The sequence below is a fragment of the Rhizobium sp. 268 genome (genome assembly GCF_036571585.1).
GTDB lineage: Bacteria > Pseudomonadota > Alphaproteobacteria > Rhizobiales > Rhizobiaceae > Rhizobium > Rhizobium redzepovicii.
This window is the reverse complement of record NZ_JAPPSO010000006.1, coordinates 203,818-219,216: the sequence shown is the minus strand read 5'-3', so window position 1 is coordinate 219,216 and position 15,399 is coordinate 203,818. Positions and strand designations below refer to the sequence as shown.

General features: G+C 61.8%; 15 protein-coding genes and 1 riboswitch. Of the genes, 2 read left to right on the top strand and 13 right to left on the bottom strand.

Annotation, left to right across the window (positions count from 1 at the left end; genetic code table 11):
* Positions 1-9: 9 nt before the first annotated feature.
* The 6 genes from OS035_RS14010 to epmA all read right to left on the bottom strand — a co-directional run bounded on the left by OS035_RS14010 (position 10) and on the right by epmA (position 5,700).
* On the bottom strand, positions 10-990 hold the full coding sequence (locus OS035_RS14010; protein WP_331813837.1) for a DUF1839 family protein: 981 nt from the start codon (positions 988-990) through the stop codon (positions 10-12).
* Positions 981-1,889 carry an amino acid--[acyl-carrier-protein] ligase gene (locus OS035_RS14005; protein ID WP_097624993.1) on the bottom strand — a complete coding sequence of 303 codons (909 nt, stop codon included), beginning with the start codon at positions 1,887-1,889 and terminating at the stop codon, positions 981-983. Before OS035_RS14005 ends, OS035_RS14010 begins: the two co-directional genes overlap by 10 nt.
* Before the next feature lie 5 nt (positions 1,890-1,894).
* Positions 1,895-3,076, bottom strand: a complete 1,182-nt coding sequence (locus tag OS035_RS14000) for an acyl-CoA dehydrogenase family protein (protein WP_097624994.1) — start codon at positions 3,074-3,076, stop codon at positions 1,895-1,897.
* Positions 3,076-3,327, bottom strand: a complete 252-nt coding sequence (locus tag OS035_RS13995) for an acyl carrier protein (RefSeq protein WP_012559298.1) — start codon at positions 3,325-3,327, stop codon at positions 3,076-3,078. Before OS035_RS13995 ends, OS035_RS14000 begins: the two co-directional genes overlap by 1 nt.
* Positions 3,328-3,589: 262 nt before the next feature.
* Entirely contained in the window at positions 3,590-4,642 is a 1,053-nt protein-coding gene (locus tag OS035_RS13990; RefSeq protein WP_097624995.1) for a lysine-2,3-aminomutase-like protein, read from the bottom strand.
* Entirely contained in the window at positions 4,639-5,700 is a 1,062-nt protein-coding gene (gene epmA, locus OS035_RS13985; RefSeq protein WP_183778458.1) for an EF-P lysine aminoacylase EpmA, read from the bottom strand. The genes OS035_RS13990 and epmA overlap by 4 nt, the downstream gene beginning before the upstream one ends.
* A 147-nt stretch (positions 5,701-5,847) precedes the next feature.
* Between epmA and efp the strand changes: the two genes are divergently transcribed.
* On the top strand, positions 5,848-6,417 hold the full coding sequence (gene efp / locus OS035_RS13980) for an elongation factor P (protein WP_097624997.1): 570 nt from the start codon (positions 5,848-5,850) through the stop codon (positions 6,415-6,417).
* 160 nt (positions 6,418-6,577) lie between these two features.
* Here efp and OS035_RS13975 read toward each other — a convergent pair whose 3' ends face one another.
* The 6 genes from OS035_RS13975 to metA form a co-directional block, all read right to left on the bottom strand.
* Positions 6,578-7,306 carry an SIS domain-containing protein gene (locus OS035_RS13975; RefSeq protein ID WP_097624998.1) on the bottom strand — a complete coding sequence of 243 codons (729 nt, stop codon included), beginning with the start codon at positions 7,304-7,306 and terminating at the stop codon, positions 6,578-6,580.
* A 17-nt stretch (positions 7,307-7,323) separates the two neighbouring features.
* The gene (nagA, locus tag OS035_RS13970) at positions 7,324-8,475 is read right to left on the bottom strand and encodes an N-acetylglucosamine-6-phosphate deacetylase (protein WP_097624999.1); all 1,152 of its coding nucleotides are present in this window, start codon (positions 8,473-8,475) and stop codon (positions 7,324-7,326) included.
* Positions 8,475-9,506 (bottom strand): SIS domain-containing protein, encoded by a 1,032-nt coding sequence (locus OS035_RS13965; RefSeq protein WP_097625000.1) that lies wholly within the window; start codon positions 9,504-9,506, stop codon positions 8,475-8,477. Before OS035_RS13965 ends, nagA begins: the two co-directional genes overlap by 1 nt.
* Positions 9,503-10,276 carry a GntR family transcriptional regulator gene (locus tag OS035_RS13960; protein WP_097625001.1) on the bottom strand — a complete coding sequence of 258 codons (774 nt, stop codon included), beginning with the start codon at positions 10,274-10,276 and terminating at the stop codon, positions 9,503-9,505. Before OS035_RS13960 ends, OS035_RS13965 begins: the two co-directional genes overlap by 4 nt.
* A gap of 148 nt (positions 10,277-10,424) precedes the next feature.
* The gene (locus OS035_RS13955; protein ID WP_097625002.1) at positions 10,425-11,447 is read right to left on the bottom strand and encodes an aldose epimerase family protein; all 1,023 of its coding nucleotides are present in this window, start codon (positions 11,445-11,447) and stop codon (positions 10,425-10,427) included.
* A gap of 93 nt (positions 11,448-11,540) precedes the next feature.
* On the bottom strand, positions 11,541-12,464 hold the full coding sequence (gene metA, locus OS035_RS13950) for a homoserine O-acetyltransferase MetA (protein WP_097625003.1): 924 nt from the start codon (positions 12,462-12,464) through the stop codon (positions 11,541-11,543).
* Positions 12,465-12,513: 49 nt separating this feature from the next.
* Positions 12,514-12,591, bottom strand: a riboswitch (SAM riboswitch).
* Positions 12,592-12,746: 155 nt separating this feature from the next.
* Between metA and OS035_RS13945 the strand changes: the two genes are divergently transcribed.
* Positions 12,747-14,612 (top strand): ABC transporter ATP-binding protein/permease, encoded by a 1,866-nt coding sequence (locus OS035_RS13945; RefSeq protein ID WP_097625004.1) that lies wholly within the window; start codon positions 12,747-12,749, stop codon positions 14,610-14,612.
* Between the two features lie 46 nt (positions 14,613-14,658).
* Here OS035_RS13945 and OS035_RS13940 read toward each other — a convergent pair whose 3' ends face one another.
* A complete protein-coding gene (locus OS035_RS13940; RefSeq protein WP_331813810.1) occupies positions 14,659-15,288 on the bottom strand; it encodes a hypothetical protein in 630 nt (209 codons plus the stop codon).
* Positions 15,289-15,399 lie beyond the last annotated feature (111 nt).

The window sequence follows — 15,399 nt, the reverse complement described above, 5'->3', positions numbered from 1 at the left end:
TCTCCGGCCTCAGATTCGCTCCGCAAGCGATGTCATCATGGAATCCCATGCATCGGCGGCCGGATCAAGGGCTGCCTGCAGCGGCTCGAACTTCCGGCGGGCAATGGCGCGCGCAAGCTGGAACTGCACCGATTTCGCCACGTCCGAAATGCGCCGGGCATGCTCGGCGGCGGCGGCGAATTCATCTGCGGAAAGCCAGGCCAGATAATCGGCCGCCAGCTCGAAATTGGCGCCGACCTGGCGAAGCGTGTTGAAGGCATATTTGTGGAAGAATCCGAACGGCCGCTCGGCAACCGCTTCGACCTGCTGCGGAAAGACGGCTGCAAAGGCGCGGATCGGATTTTCGCTCGGGCGCCTGCTGAAATGAACGCCGGCAAGCCGCCGGGCAGTGGCGCTGAGATGCGCTTCGTCAGCGGGCTTTTCCGGGAACCGTGCAAATTCCGTATAGGGCAGGAACGGCGGCTCGTTCTCCGTCAGGTGCAGCTGGAACAGCCCATCGAAATCCTCGCCTTCGAGGCGGAAATAGCCGGCATTGTGGAAATAATCGACGCGCTTGGCCGCAACGTCCAGCCGGTTGATCGCAACCGTCGTCTTGCCGTGCTCCTGCCGGTAGGCGGTGCCGCGCGTATCCGGCATGTAGAAGGAATCCATCTCGATCAGGCAGAGACGGCCCCGCGCGATCTGGACTTCGACATGGCGTTCGACACGGTCGTAGATGGCAAGCTCGGTTGCGCGAATGCCATAGAGCGCGTCGAGATCCTCGAGCGGCACCTTAAAGAAGGTGAACTGATCGCCCTCGAAATCCTGCGTCAGGGTGAAACCGAGCATCGCCTCGGGCGCCACCCCCGAGGTCGCCAGCACTTCGATCCAGAGATCGACGTAGCAATTGGTTTCCGGCCAGGCGCGTTCGCCGGAATGCAGCGCGTGCTGACGGTAGGTTTCCGGGTCGATTCCCGAAAATACCGATGTCATCGACCGGCTCAGCCCCACAGCGCTTTCCGTACGTTGGCCGGCCATTCCTTCACCTCGAGCCCGTGATGGTGGAAGAGGGCAAGCGCGATGCGCTCCAGCCCGAAGCCGACGCAGGCCGTATGCGCGACACTGCCGTCTTCGAGGTTCAGGCCCCACTTCGAACCGAAGGCATCCTGATGATAGTTGAAGCTCATGCAGGCGGTCGGATTGGCGGCCGAGGTGATCGGGATCAGCAGTTCGAACTTCAGGTTCTGGTCGCGCTGATTGTTGGCGAGCATCTTGCCGGCGCGGCCGAAGAACGGATCGTTGGCGATATCGATCGTTACATCGAGGCCGACGGCCTTCATCATCTCGACGCCGCGATCCATCCAGCGTTGGCGGAAATCGGTGACATGCTCTTCGGTGCCCATGCAGACATATTCGCGCATGCGGAACAGCTGCTGGCGGGCCGGATCTTTCGACGGCTCATGGCGGAAGCAATAGGATTGCAGATCGAACAGGCCGCCCGTCTTCGGCAGATTGCCGCGCTTGGCAACCGTCGGATAGAGCGGATAGCAGGCAGCCGGGGTCAGCACGATATCGGTCGCCTCCTGACCCTTGGTCCAGTCCTCGCCGACTTCCATGCATTGCAGCAGGCTGACATGATCGAGTTCGCTGCCGCAGAAACTATGCACCGTTCCTGCAAGCTGCGGGAAGCTCTTCATATAGCCGCTCTTTTCGAAGAAGGCGCGATTCATGCCGGGCGGAAAGCGCATGGCCTCCGCACCGTCGCCGCCGCCAACCTTGTCGATGAGACGCTCGAAGGCAGCGATCACCTCCTCGAATTGGCCGCTGCGGCCATAGAGCCCATCGATGCCCGTATCGATCAGCAGGCCGGCTTCGAAAAGCCGGTCGAGAAACGAGGTCTGCATATCCATGACTGTCACCCCAGTAGGCTAGTGTCCTGCTTATGGACAAGAAGCATGCTCGACGTATTGCCGAGGATGCGGTCGTTCGAAATCATGAGCTGAGCCGAATGCGCGTCGCGCAGATGGCGTCCGAGACTGAAGGGCGTGCCGTTCTTGTAGCCCATGATGCCGCAGATCAGCATGGCATGGTTGACGATCTCCAGGATCGTCTCGGAAGAGGCGATCTTGACGTTGTTCATCGCCACGGCAAAGCCCATCGAGGACAGCCTGTCGACATCGGCCTTTGCATCCTCATAGGCCTTGAGTCCGGCAACCACGTTGGATTTGACCATCTGCAGCAGGTTCGAAACTTCGGCGAGGCGCAAGGCGCCCGGCGGCTGAGTATCCGGCGCCTTGCGCGCGGCAGCGCGCACGAAGGCCTGGGCGCGCGCGACGGCGTCGACCGCGATGCCGTACCAGACGCCGCTCCATAACAGGTGCGACGAAGCGAGCATGGATTGCGCCGCGATCTCGGCGAAAGGCTTCGGCAGGATCTGATGCGCCGGCGCTTCGCCTTTGAAGAGGAAGCCATCGGAGCAGGTGCCACGCATGCCGAGCGTATTCCAGGCGTGCGTCTTCTCGAGCGTGTACTGGTCCCTGAGAAAGGCCGTCAGCACCTGGTCTGAGGAAGCCGCCTTCGCATGGGCACGCGAGGTGATGAGGATGGCGTCGGCATGCGAACCGTAGGAAATGACGGTCGCATCCTTTTCGAGACGGCAGGTATCGCCGTCGACTTCGACAGCGCAGATACTGTTGCGCAGGTTTCCGCCGATACCGCCCTCGGTGGTGGCCGATGCGATCAGCAGCTGCTCGGCCGCAATGCGGCGCATGAAGTCGCCATGCCATTCGCTGTCGGCGCCATGTTCGACAAGGCTCGACAGCTTGATGTGATGCATGGCGAAGACCATGGCGCTTGCAGCGCAGGCCTGACCGAGCATCGAGCACAATTCGGCGATCTCAGTGATTGAGGCGGATTCGCCGCCGAATTGGCGCGGCACCTGGATGCCGAGCAGTCTTTCGGCCTTCATTGCATCCACGGCTTCCCTGGGGAAGCGGGCTTCGACATCGACGGCATCGGCGTGTTTCGCCGCGATTTCGGCGACTCGGGCGACCCGCGCGACAAGACCGTCCTGCATGATCTTGACGGGGAAATTCATCAGGCGACCTTCCGGCTGTCCCGAATGAGATCGACCGTCCTGGCGATCGCCGAGATGCTCGCGAAGGATTTACGGTTCAGGAGATTGTCGGGAAATTCGATGTCGAAGGCTTCTTCGATGCCAAGCATCAGCTGCACCGAAGCAAAGGACGTCAGACCTGCCGCATAAAGATCGGCATCGTCGGCGACCTGGTCGATCGACGCCGGAAGTTTGCCGAATTTGGCTACAAGGTCGCGGATTGTCTTATTCATCCCATCACTCCAAGATTCTCATGATCCCGAACCGGCGTTCATCGCCTTGTCATGAGCGTTCTTTTAGTGCGGAAAACAGAAAATTCCGCTAATTTATAGCGTTAAATATGACTAAGGCTCACAGCTAGAATTTTAGCGATCGCCGTGGCAGGAGTTCCAATATCGATTTAAAATCAACGCATTACGCCTATTTCGTCGACGGCGCTCGACGCAATTTTCGCCGCGGCGAGTACAGAAATGACACGGAAAACGCCGTTTCACGTCATTCAGCGGGTGGGTAGGAATGCTCGTCACCGCGATAATCCGAGACGGAATAACATCCATCGCCCCTGGCCTGCACGGTGCTGCCGCTGACGACGGTTTTGCCGTAACCGCCCGGGATATCGAGGATGTAGGTCGGCTGGCAGAGCCCGGAAACCCGTCCGCGCAACGCCGAGACGATCCTTTGTCCCTCCTCGATCGTCAATCTGAAGTGGCCGGTGCCGGGCGCCAGATCCGGGTGATGCAGGTAATAAGGTTTGACGCGGATTTCGACGAAGGCCTTCATCAGCGCCGCAAGCACGTCGGGATCGTCGTTGACGCCTTTGAGCAGCACCGACTGGCTGACCATGGCAATGCCGGCATCGACCAGACGGGCGCAGGCGGCACGCGCTTCCGCCGTCAGTTCCCTCACGTGATTGGCGTGCAGCGCCACATAGACCGTCTTGCCGCTCGCCTTCAGCGCGGCGATCAGTGCGTCGTCGATCTTGTCGGGATCGACGACGGGAACACGCGTGTGGAAACGCACGATCTTCACATGCGCAATGTCCGCCAGCGCCTCCATGATCTCGCGAAGGCGGCGCGGGGACAGCACCAGCGGATCGCCACCGGTGAGGATGACCTCCCAGATCTCCTCGTGACCTCTGATATAGTCAAAGGCTGCCTGCATCGCCGCCGCATCGAGCGTCCCGAGACCCTGCGGCCCGACCATTTCGCGCCGGAAGCAGAAGCGGCAATAGACCGGGCAGACATGCACGGCCTTCAGCAGCACGCGATCGGGATAGCGGTGGACGATGCCTTCGACCGGGCTATGGGCGTGATCGCCGATCGGATCGGCGCGTTCTTCAGGCAAGACCGTGAGTTCGGCGGCATCGGGCACGAACTGCCGCGCGATCGGATCAGCGGGATCGGCGCGATCGATCAGCCTGGTCATAACAGGCGTCAAGGCAATTGCGTAACGCACGGCAACCTCCTCGAGCGCTCTGCGATCGGCGGAAGAGACCAGCCCCGCCATCACCAGATCGTCGACGCTCTTGACCGGTTTGACGGCATTCATCGTCCATACTCCGCGACCGGCGCCCAAAGCACCTGATCAATGCGCGACGCTCCCGTCGCCAGCATCACCAGCCGGTCAAAGCCGAGCGCGATGCCGCTTGCCTCGGGCATCAGCGACAGTGCGGCGAGGAAATCCTCGTCGAGCGGATAGGTCTCGCCATAAACACGCGCCTTCTCGGCCATCTCGATCTCGAACCGCCGCCGCTGCTCGGCAGCACTAGTGAGTTCGCCGAAGCCGTTGGCAAGTTCGACTCCGCAGGCATAGAGCTCGAAACGCTCGGCAACGCGTGGATCGCGGGCCGAAGGGCGCGCGAGCGCTGCTTCCGAGACCGGATATTCGTCGAGGATGGTGATGCGGCCGAAGCCGAGATGCGGCTCGATTTTTTCCACAAGCACCCGGCTGAACAGATCGGCCCAGCCGTCGTCATCGGCAACACGCATGCCGACACGCTTCATCTCGGCGGCCAGATGATCGCGATCGGTCGAACCGTCGGCGGCGACCGAGGCGAGAAGATCGATGCCGGCATGGCGCTCGAAGGCTTCGGCAACGCTGATCCGCTCCGGACCGGCGAAAGGATCGCTCTCGCCGCCGCGATAGGCAAGCTTTTCGGTGTTTGCCGTCTCGGTCGCAAGCGCCAGAATCCGCACGCAATCCATCATCAGGCTCTCATAGCTTTCGCCGGCCCGGTACCATTCGAGCATGGTGAATTCGGGATGGTGCAGCGGCCCGCGCTCGCGGTTGCGATAGACATGGGCAAAACACGAGATACGTTCCTCACCCGCCGCAAGCAGCTTCTTGCAAGCGAATTCCGGCGAGGTGTGCAGATAGAATGGCGCCTTTTGCCCGTCCGTCGTCAGCGCTTCCGTGGCGAAGGCATGCAGATGCGCCTCGTTGCCCGGCGAGATTTGCAGCACCGCCGTATCCACCTCGATGAAATCCTCGCGCGCAAAAAAGCCGCGCAGCGCCGCCTGGATCGCATTGCGCCCGATCAGGAACGGACGGCGATCGGCATGCACGGACGGGGTCCACCAGGGGGACGCTTTCGCCGAAGAGTTCATTCCAAGCTTTCTTCGCCGGAGAAGCCGGTATGGGGATGGCTATTTCCCGGATTTTAGGTTAGTTGCGCCCCAAAGAAAAATATTTGCGTCTCCGAGGCGTCTCGACAGTCATCTACGACGCCGAAAGCCGAGTTACAAGGAAGTCTTATGGTCAAGGTCATCGCCTCTTCGGTCCGCAAGGGCAACGTTCTCGATGTCGACGGCAAGCTCTACGTCGTTCTCACCGCTCAGAACTTTCACCCGGGCAAGGGCACGCCGGTCACCCAGGTCGACATGCGCCGCATCGTCGACGGCGTGAAGGTCTCCGAGCGCTGGCGCACCACCGAGCAGGTCGAGCGCGCCTTCGTCGAGGACGTCTCCTTCCAGTATCTCTATGAAGACGGCGAAGGCTTCCACTTCATGAACCCCGGCAACTACGATCAGGTCGTGGTCGATGTCGAAACCATGGGCGATCAGAAGGCCTATCTGCAGGAAGGCATGTCCTGCGTCCTGTCGATCCATGAAGGCATTCCGCTGGCGCTCGAACTGCCGCGCCACGTGACGCTCGAAATCACCGAGACCGAGCCGGTCGTCAAGGGTCAGACGGCATCGTCTTCCTACAAGCCGGCGATGCTGTCGAACGGCGTGCGCACCATGGTGCCGCCGCACATCAATGCCGGCACCCGCGTCGTCATCGCAACGGAAGACAATTCCTACGTCGAACGCGCCAAGGACTGATCCTCGTCATCATCGCATGCAAAAGGCCGGTTTCGACCGGCTTTTTTGTGTCCGCCGCCAACAGGGAATTTCCGGTCAATGCATGTCATCAGGAAGTGTGCAGCGGTTCCGGGATAACGACATGCATAAATTGCATGAATCAAATTCGATGCGATGCGCTTTAGAGATGCGGGTTGCGCGGCCGGTATTTCCGCACGAGCTTCTGATTGATCTCGGCGGCACCCGGCATATTGGCGCTGAGATAAACCGGCGCATCGCCGGATTTCGAAAGCTCCGAGGCGACTTCGGCGAAGATCGCATTGATGACCGTCACTCCGACCGCCGTCGAGACCGGCCCAACCCGAAGGCCCGTGCCTTCCAGATCGAGAACGGCGTCACCCGGCGGCAGCCCGTTGTCGAGCACCACATCGGCCGCGTCGGCAAGCCGCCGGCGGCCATTGGCGATCGCTGAGGAATAGGCGATCGACGTGATGGCGATCACCTTTGCGCCGATTTCGCGCGCATAGTCGGCAGCCTCGATCGGCGCGGCGTTCACGCCCGAATTGGAGGCGATGATGATGACATCGCCCGGCTGCATGCCGTATCGCTCCAACATCGGCCGCACCAGGCCCTGCGTGCGCTCATAGACCGAACTGATGACCGCACCCTCATGCAGCATGGCCGAGCCGACGAGCACCGGCACGGTGAAGGCGAGCCCGCCGGCCCGATAATGCACCTCTTCGGCCAGCATATGCGAATGGCCGGTGCCGAAGACATAGACGCGCTTGTCGCCGCGGGCAGCATCGAGAATGACGGCCGCCGCCTGCGCCATCGGCTCGGCAAGCGTCTGCTTCAATTCTTCCAGCCGGCCGATCAGGTTGGAGAAATAGGCATCGGTGATATCGGTCATCCCACGTCTCCTTGAGGTCACGCCGTTTCGCCGGCAAGCCAGGTGGCGATGACGGTAAGCGCATCGGTGAGATGCACGAGGTCGGCGCGCGCGCCCGGCGAGAGATGGCCGCGATCGGCAAGCCTGAGGAAACGGGCGGGGTAAAGCGTCGCCATGCGCAAGGCTTCGGCGAGCGTCAGGTCGAGATAGGTGACGCCGTAGCGGATCGTCGAGATCATGTCGACGTCGGAACCGGCCAGCGTGCCGTCGGACAGCACAAGCTTCGAGCAGAAGCCTCCCCTTTCGCGCCGGACGGTGCGCCCGTTCAACGTGAACGAGTCCTTCTCAGACCCGACGAGCGACATCGCGTCGGTGACGAAGAACAGCTTGCCTTCACCGCGCTTGGCGCGCAGCGCCGTGCGCAAGGCCTTCGGATCGACGTGATGACCGTCGGCGATGATGCCGCACCAGGTCGAGGGATGATCGATCGCCGCGCCGACGAGGCCGGGCGCTCGGTGCCCCAGCTGGCTCATGGCGTTGAAGAGATGCGTGACGCCGCGCGCGCCGGCATCGAAACGTTCCGCCGCTGCCTCGCTCGAACAATCGGAGTGGCCGATGCTGACGGTCACGCCGGCTTCCGCAAGTTCGCGCACCTGGGCAACCGTCACCTGCTCGGCGGCCATGGTGACGAGCAGCGTGCCGATCGCCTCGCGCGCCTGGATGAACGCCTTGACGTCGCGGCCCTCGACCGGCCGCATCAGTTCGGCCAGATGCGCGCCCTTGCGTGCCGGTGCCAGATGCGGGCCTTCGAGATGCAGACCGGCGACGCCGCGGTTCGCCTTGACCGCTTCTGTCGCCGCCTCGATCGCGGCAATGGACGCTTCAGCCGTATCGGTGATCAGCGTCGGCAGCAGCGATGTCGTGCCATAGGGGCGGTGCCCGCCGGCGATGATCTCCATCGAGGCAACCGAAGGTTCGTCGTTCAGCATCCGTCCGGCGCCGCCATTGACTTGCGCATCGATGAAGCCGGCCGATAGCACGCCGCCGGAAAGCGTCACCGTCTCGCCATCCGGCAGATCGTTTCCAGCAGCAATCGCTTCGACCCGGCCATCGGCAACGATGAGCGCCTTGTCGTCATGGAAGCGCTCGCCATCGAAGATGCGCGCGCCGACAAAGATCTTGCGGGCCATCAGACCGTCTCCGTCACCTTGAGCAGGTTTGCCGGCCTGTCGGGATCGAAGCCCTTGCGCCGCGTCACCGACTCGATCAGCCGATAATAGACGAGCAGCGACACCAGCGGATCGACCAGGCCGTTGCCCGTCGTCGGCACGCGCAGATTGATGCCGGAAAGCGGCTGGGTGGAAAAACCGACAGTGGTGGCGCCGAGCTTCTGCAGACGCTCCAGCGCTAGGCCGTTATTGGCGAAGGCCGCATCGTCGGGCGCAAAGGCGACGATCGGAAAGCCCGGCTGCACCAGGCGCATCGGACCGTGCATCAGTTCCGCCAGCGAGAAGGCTTCGGCATGCAGGCCGGACGTTTCCTTGGCCTTCAGCGCCGCTTCGAGCGCGATCGCGAAGGCCGGGCCGCGGCCGGCCGTATAGAGCGAGGTCGCGTTGAAGAGCACCTCTTCGGCTGCCGCCGTGTCGATCCCGGCGGTGGCCGAAAGCGCCTCCGGCAGTTTGCCGAGTGCAGCCTGCAGCTCGGACGCGCCGCCGATCGCAGCCGTCACCCCGGAAAGGGCAGCGACCGAGGCGATGAAGGATTTCGTCGCCGCGACGCTCTTTTCCGCTCCGGCATTGAGGCCGAGAACGATATCGGCCTGTTTCGCCAGCGGGCTGTCGATGACGTTGACGACGGCGATCGTCGTCGCCCCGCCCTTCTTGGCCGCCTCCTGCAGCGCGACGATATCGGGGCTGGCGCCCGACTGCGAGACGGTGAAATGAACGCCACCCTTCAGATGGAGGGCAGCGCCGTAGACCGAAGCGATCGACGGGCCGACCGATGCGACCGGGACGCCGCAGGTGATCTCGAAAAGATATTTGAAGAAGGTGGCGGCATGGTCCGAGGAGCCGCGCGCCGCCGTCGTCACCACGCTCGGGCGGGCTGAGGAAAACAGCCGGGCGATCTCGGCAAAGACCGGTTTTTCCTTTTCGAGAAGCGTGGCCACCACCTCCGGCGATTGGCCCGCTTCTTGAAGCATCAGCGACTGGTTCTCACTCATAGGTCATCTCCGATTCTCAATTCGGCAACGAAATCATAGGCATCGCCGCGATAATGCGAGCGGGTGTATTCAACGACGCGCTGGTCTTCCAGGCGCGAGACGCGTTCGATCAGCAGCGCTGGCGCGCCGGCATCGACATTCAGGATCGCCGCAGAGGACGGGTCAAGCGTCACCGCGGTCAGCCGCTGCAGCGCCCGCACCGGCCTGTGGCCGTTGGCGGTCAGCGCATCATAGAGCGATCCCTCGCCGCCGGCATCGTCGCCTAAAAATTTGATCGGCACCACGGCACGTTCGATCGCCAGCGGCAGGCCGTCGGCGAGACGCAATCGGTCGAGCCTGAGCACCGGCTCGTCACCGCCAAGCCCGAGCAGGAAGGATTCGTCCGGCGACGGCGTATTGACCGTCCGTGACAATATCTTTGCGGCCGGTTGACGCCCGCGCGAGCGCATGTCGGCGGAGAAGGAGGACAGCCGCCAGAGCGACTGCTCCATGCGCTCGACCTTGCTCGATACGAAAGTACCGCTTCCGTGGCGCGATTCCAATGCGCCGGATGCCATCAGATCGCGATAGGCGGTGCGCACGGTGACGCGGCCGAGCTTCAAGGCCTCGGCAAGATCGCGCTCCCCCGGCAGCGCCGTGCCGGGTTTCAGCAATCCTTCCTGAATAAGGCCGGTCAGCGTCTGCGCCAGCCGCTTGTAGAGCGGCCCGGTCAGCGCCGCGTCACGCAGGCCGCGACTCTTTAGCTCCGCTATCAGACTGGTCCTATCCATGGGCAAGCAATAGAACCTATTTAGAACCAATCGGCAAGATATAATTACCGGCAAGCGAGAAAAAACCTCCCCGGCGCGGGCCGGAGAGGTTTTCATAGCGATAAAATTTGACAGCCGTACGTCCCGGCGCCGCGTCTCAAAAAGACGCTCAGTTCTTGGTGAAGATGTAATCCGTCTCCTGGCGCAGCACTTCGCCGGGGCGCAGCACCGCATTCGGGAAACCCTGGTGATTGATGGCATCCGGCCAGACCTGCGTCTCCAGGCAGAAGCCAGCGAAGGGGCCGTATTTGCGTCCGCCGAGGCCGGGAGCACCGGTATTGAGCTTGAAACCGGCATAGAACTGCACGCCCGGCTCGGTGCTGCGCACTTCAAGCGACACGCCGGAATAGAGACTGCGGGCGAGCGCGACGCTGCGCTTGGCGGTGCGTTCGCCGGACAGGCAGAAATTATGGTCGTACAGCACCTGCTCGCTGCCGGCGAAACGCTTCATCGGCGCCATCTCGCGGAAATCGAATTCCGTGCCGGCGACGGAACGGATCTCGCCGGTCGGCACCTGTTTCTCGTCGGTCGGCAGGTAGTGGTCGGCAGCGATCATGATGTCGTGGCCAAGCGCGTCCTCGCGACCGTCGAGATTGAAATAGGCATGCTGGCAGACATTGGCGAGCGTCGGCTGGTCGCTTGTGGATTCGTAGGTCACCGACAGTTCGCCGTTGCCGTGCACCCAGAAGGTTGCCTGGATGGTGCAATTGCCGGGATAGCCGGCGCGGCCATCGGGATCGACGATCTTCAGCACCACGCGGTCGACATCATGCTCGACGACCGTCCAGTTGCGTTTGGCAATATTGTCGCTGCCGCCATGCAGATGCGTCACGCCGTTTTCGTTCAGCTCGAGCTGGTGATCCTTGCCGTCGAGCATGAAGGCACCGCCGCCGACACGGTTGGCGCAGCGGCCGGGCGTCGCGCCGAAATAGGCTGAATGGAGCGGGTAGCTGTCGAATTCCTCAAAGCCGAGCTGCAGCGGCGCGTCATGCCCTTCCAGGCGCAGATCCTGGATGACCGCGCCCCAGCTGATGATCTTGGCGGTCAGTCCGCCGCCGCTGATGACGACGCGATAGACGGTCTCGCCCGCCTTCGTCTGCCCGAAAACTTCCCGCTCCAACTTATCCGACATGATCGACCGTCCATTTGATATCTAGCATTCCGACCGGAACCTGCCCGCATTTGTTCCAAACCGCAACCGGCCACGATGAGAAAGGGGTACGGCTCACAGATCCGTGCCGATCTCCTCCACATCGAACGGCGTCGTCTGGTAGATCTCGTTGATCCAGTTGCCGAACAAAAGATGCGCATGGCTGCGCCAGCGGTTCTGCGGCGCAAGCGCCGGATCATTATGCGGGAAATAGTTGTGCGGCATCTTGATCGGCACGCCAGCATTGACGTCGCGGAAATATTCGTCGGACAGCGAGGTGGAATCATATTCGACGTGGTTGAACATATAGAGCCGCCGGCCTCGCCTCTCGTGCACGAGGCAGACGCCCATCTCGCTGGATTCCATCAGGATCTCCAGCTTGTCCGATTTCTCGATATCGTCGCGGCGCACTTCGGTCCAGCGCGACACCGGCACCTCGAAATTGTCGGAAAAGCCGTTGAGATAGATCGACGCAGGCTTCAGGTTGCGGTGGCGGTAGACGCCGAAGGCCTTCTCCTTCAGCTCGTATTTCGGAACGCCGTGGAAATGATAGATCGCCGCCATCGCGCCCCAGCAGACGTTCATCGTCGAATGCACATTCGTTTCCGTCCAGTCGAGAATCTCCTGCATCTCCGGCCAATAGGTAACGTCCTCATAGGGCAAAAGCTCGATCGGCGCCCCGGTGATGATGAAGCCGTCGAATTTGCGGTGCTTCACCTCCTCCCAGGTCTGGTAGAAGGCAAGCAGGTGATCTTCGGAGGTGTTCTTCGCCTTGTGGCCGCCGATGCGGATCAGCGACAGCTCGACCTGCAGCGGCGAGGCGCCGACAAGGCGGGCCATCTGCAATTCGGTCTTGATCTTGTTCGGCATCAAGTTGAGCAGCCCGATCTGCAGCGGACGAATATCCTGACGGATCGCCAGCGTCTCGGTCATCACCCGTACACCCTCTTGAACGAGGGTTTCAAAGGCGGGCAGCGTGTCGGGGATCTTGATGGGCATTGCGGTCACTCGATCAAAAAACAAAAAACCGGCGGCGAAAAAAATCGCTACCGGTCCGCACGCGGCCCTTTAGCGAATTTTTTAACGTGGCTGCAAGCCGGCCGGCCAAATCACCACGAAACGCTTAAATAGACCCAGTCGAGCCACGAATCAACTGTCGAATGCATGCGGGAGCGACTCATGCAAGCATCATCACAGTTTAATGACTGATAGAATCTGTTGATAGACCGGTAACGCCACCATGTTAATAATGGTAAGCATGGGCGATGTTGGAAAAGCGTGATGGCAGATAAGACCGAGGGGAGGCCGGGCATCCGAAGGCAGGATAGGGTAGGCTATGATCTCAGCCTGACTGACCGCCTCGGGGTGATGTTCTCAGCATTCTGGAATTCGCAAGTGCGTGGCAAGGTGCTGTTTCTGGCGACCGTGCTGATCCTCGTCATCCTGGCGACGTCCTACGGCCAGGTCATCCTCAACAAGTGGAATGCACCCTTCTACGATTCGCTGGAGCGCCGCGACCTCGGTGAATTCTTCCACCAGCTCGAAATCTTCGCGATGATCGCCGGCACGCTGCTCCTGCTCAACGTGCTGCAGGCATGGCTGAATCAGATGACCGCGCTCTATATGCGCGAGGGCCTGTCGCGCGACCTCGTCGACCAGTGGTTGAAGCGCAAGCGGGCGTTGCGGCTCGCCTCCAGCGGCCTGATCGGCGTCAATCCGGACCAGCGGCTGCACGAGGATTCCCGCAACCTCGCCGAGAGCACGACAGGGCTCGTTCTCGGCCTGCTGCAGTCGACCATTCTTCTCGTAAGCTTCATCGGCGTACTCTGGGAGCTTTCCAGCGGCTTCATCTTCCACATCAGCGGCCACAGCTTCTCCATTCCCGGCTATATGGTCTGGGCGGCGATTTTCTACGCCGCTTCCGCCTCGGTGCTGAGCCAGGTCGTCGGCCGCAAGCTGGTAAAGCTCAATGCCGACCGCTTCTCGAAGGAGGCCGAGCTTCGCTTCACGCTGATGCATGCCAACGAGAACATGCCGGCGATCACGGTTGCCCGCGGCGAGGAGAACGAACGCCGGCGCATCAACACCGACATCAGCTCGGTGCTAAGGGTGGTCAAGCGGCTCGCCATGGCCAATACCAACCTCACCTGGGTTTCGGCCGGCTACGGCTGGCTGGTCATCGTCATTCCGATCATCGTCGCCGCACCGGCCTATTTCTCCGGCGGCCTCACCCTCGGTCAGCTGATGATGTCGGTCGGCGCCTTCAACCAAGTCAACACGGCGCTGCGCTGGTATGTCGCGAATTTCGGTCCGATCGCCGAATGGCGCGCCACACTGATGCGCGTCACCGATTTCCGCCAGGCGCTGCTCGACATGGAAGAGGAATTCGCCCTGAAAGACGGCATCGCCTATGAAAACACCGCGCCCGACACGCTGACATTGAAGGACGTGGTGATCGTCGCCAAGATCGGTGAAGACATCGACGAATGCGGCGGCTTCCGCCTGCGCGAAACCGATGTCGTGATCAAGGTAGGCGAAAAGATCATGATCAACGGCGATCACAGCGTCAACCGCAAGCTGCTGTTCCAGGCGATGGCCGGCCTCTGGCCGTGCGGCAGCGGCACGATGGGCCTGCCGCCGGTCGACGACATGCTGTTCGTCCCGCAGATCGCCTATATTCCCGGCGGCACGCTGCGTGAGGCGCTGGCCTTCCCCGAAAGCCCCGATGCCTATGACAAAGCCGCCGTCGAGGCAGCCCTCGACAAGGCCGGCCTGCATTCGCTGATATCAAGGCTCGATACCCGCGCCCGCTGGGACAAACTGCTCGATAGCGACGAACAGAAGGCAATCGGCTTCGCCCGTCTGCTTCTCGCCCGTCCGCGCTGGATCATTTTCGACGAAGTGCTGGAGGGCATGGAGCCGGAATGGCAGGAAACGATGGCCGGGCTGCTCACTTCCATGCCAGAGAGCGGCATGATCTATATCGGCCGTTCCGAAGCCTATCTCGAGGCATTGAAGCCGCGCGTGCTGCATCTGCAGGCGCTGCCGGCAAAATCCGAGGAACAGCAGCAGCAACAGCAGCAAGTCACCCGTACCGGCGCCAGCGCCGCCACCGGTGCTGCCGCCATGCCCGCGCCGGCACTGTAGAGCGCCGCGCCGACAGCCGCTACATACCTTTGAATTTCACGAATGGTCACATCGGCGGCGTGATACCGTTCAGGCCGACGGCCACCTGGCTGGCCGAAATGCTGCCGTCCGCCGCTTTCTCGCCGGTGACGATGACGCCGGCGCCGGCCTTCAGATCGTCCTTGGTCGCCGGCGCCAAGGTCACGATCGGTGTCGCATCGGCGATGGTGATCGTCTTTTCTTTGCCCTGATAGGTCAGCGTGACCGTATGGCCGTCGACGGATTTGACGGCATTGCTGACGGTCGCGTTGGTCATCTGGCTGTTCGGCTGCGCATCCCAGGGGCGGTTGCCCTCGCCGGTTCCCTTCATCGACGCCGGAAAGATCAGCACCTCGATCGCCCCATCCGGGCCGCTGCCTTTCGGGAGCGAGGCAACACCGACGAAATCGCCGGGCTTGATATCCTCGACCGACGCTTTTTTGATGCCACCGACTTTCCAACCGGCTTTCAGCGTGATCGTCGCATCGCCGCCTTCGCGCGTCTTGACGACGAGACTATCGCCGCTGAAGCTTTCAATGGCACCGCGAACGCGAATGCGGTTGCCATCCTGTGCCTGTGCGGCCTGCAAAGCGGCAAGCGCAGCGAGGCCGCCGGCCGCAAGTATCGTGAAAATTCTGGAATTAGGCTTGAGGGACATATGAGTTTTCCTTATCGCCATTGCGATCGGCATAGCCCAGCAGCGCCGCGCGTCTTTTCAACCGCACAGCAGACGCTGCAACACTTGGATTTTCTGCCGGACGGCACCTTA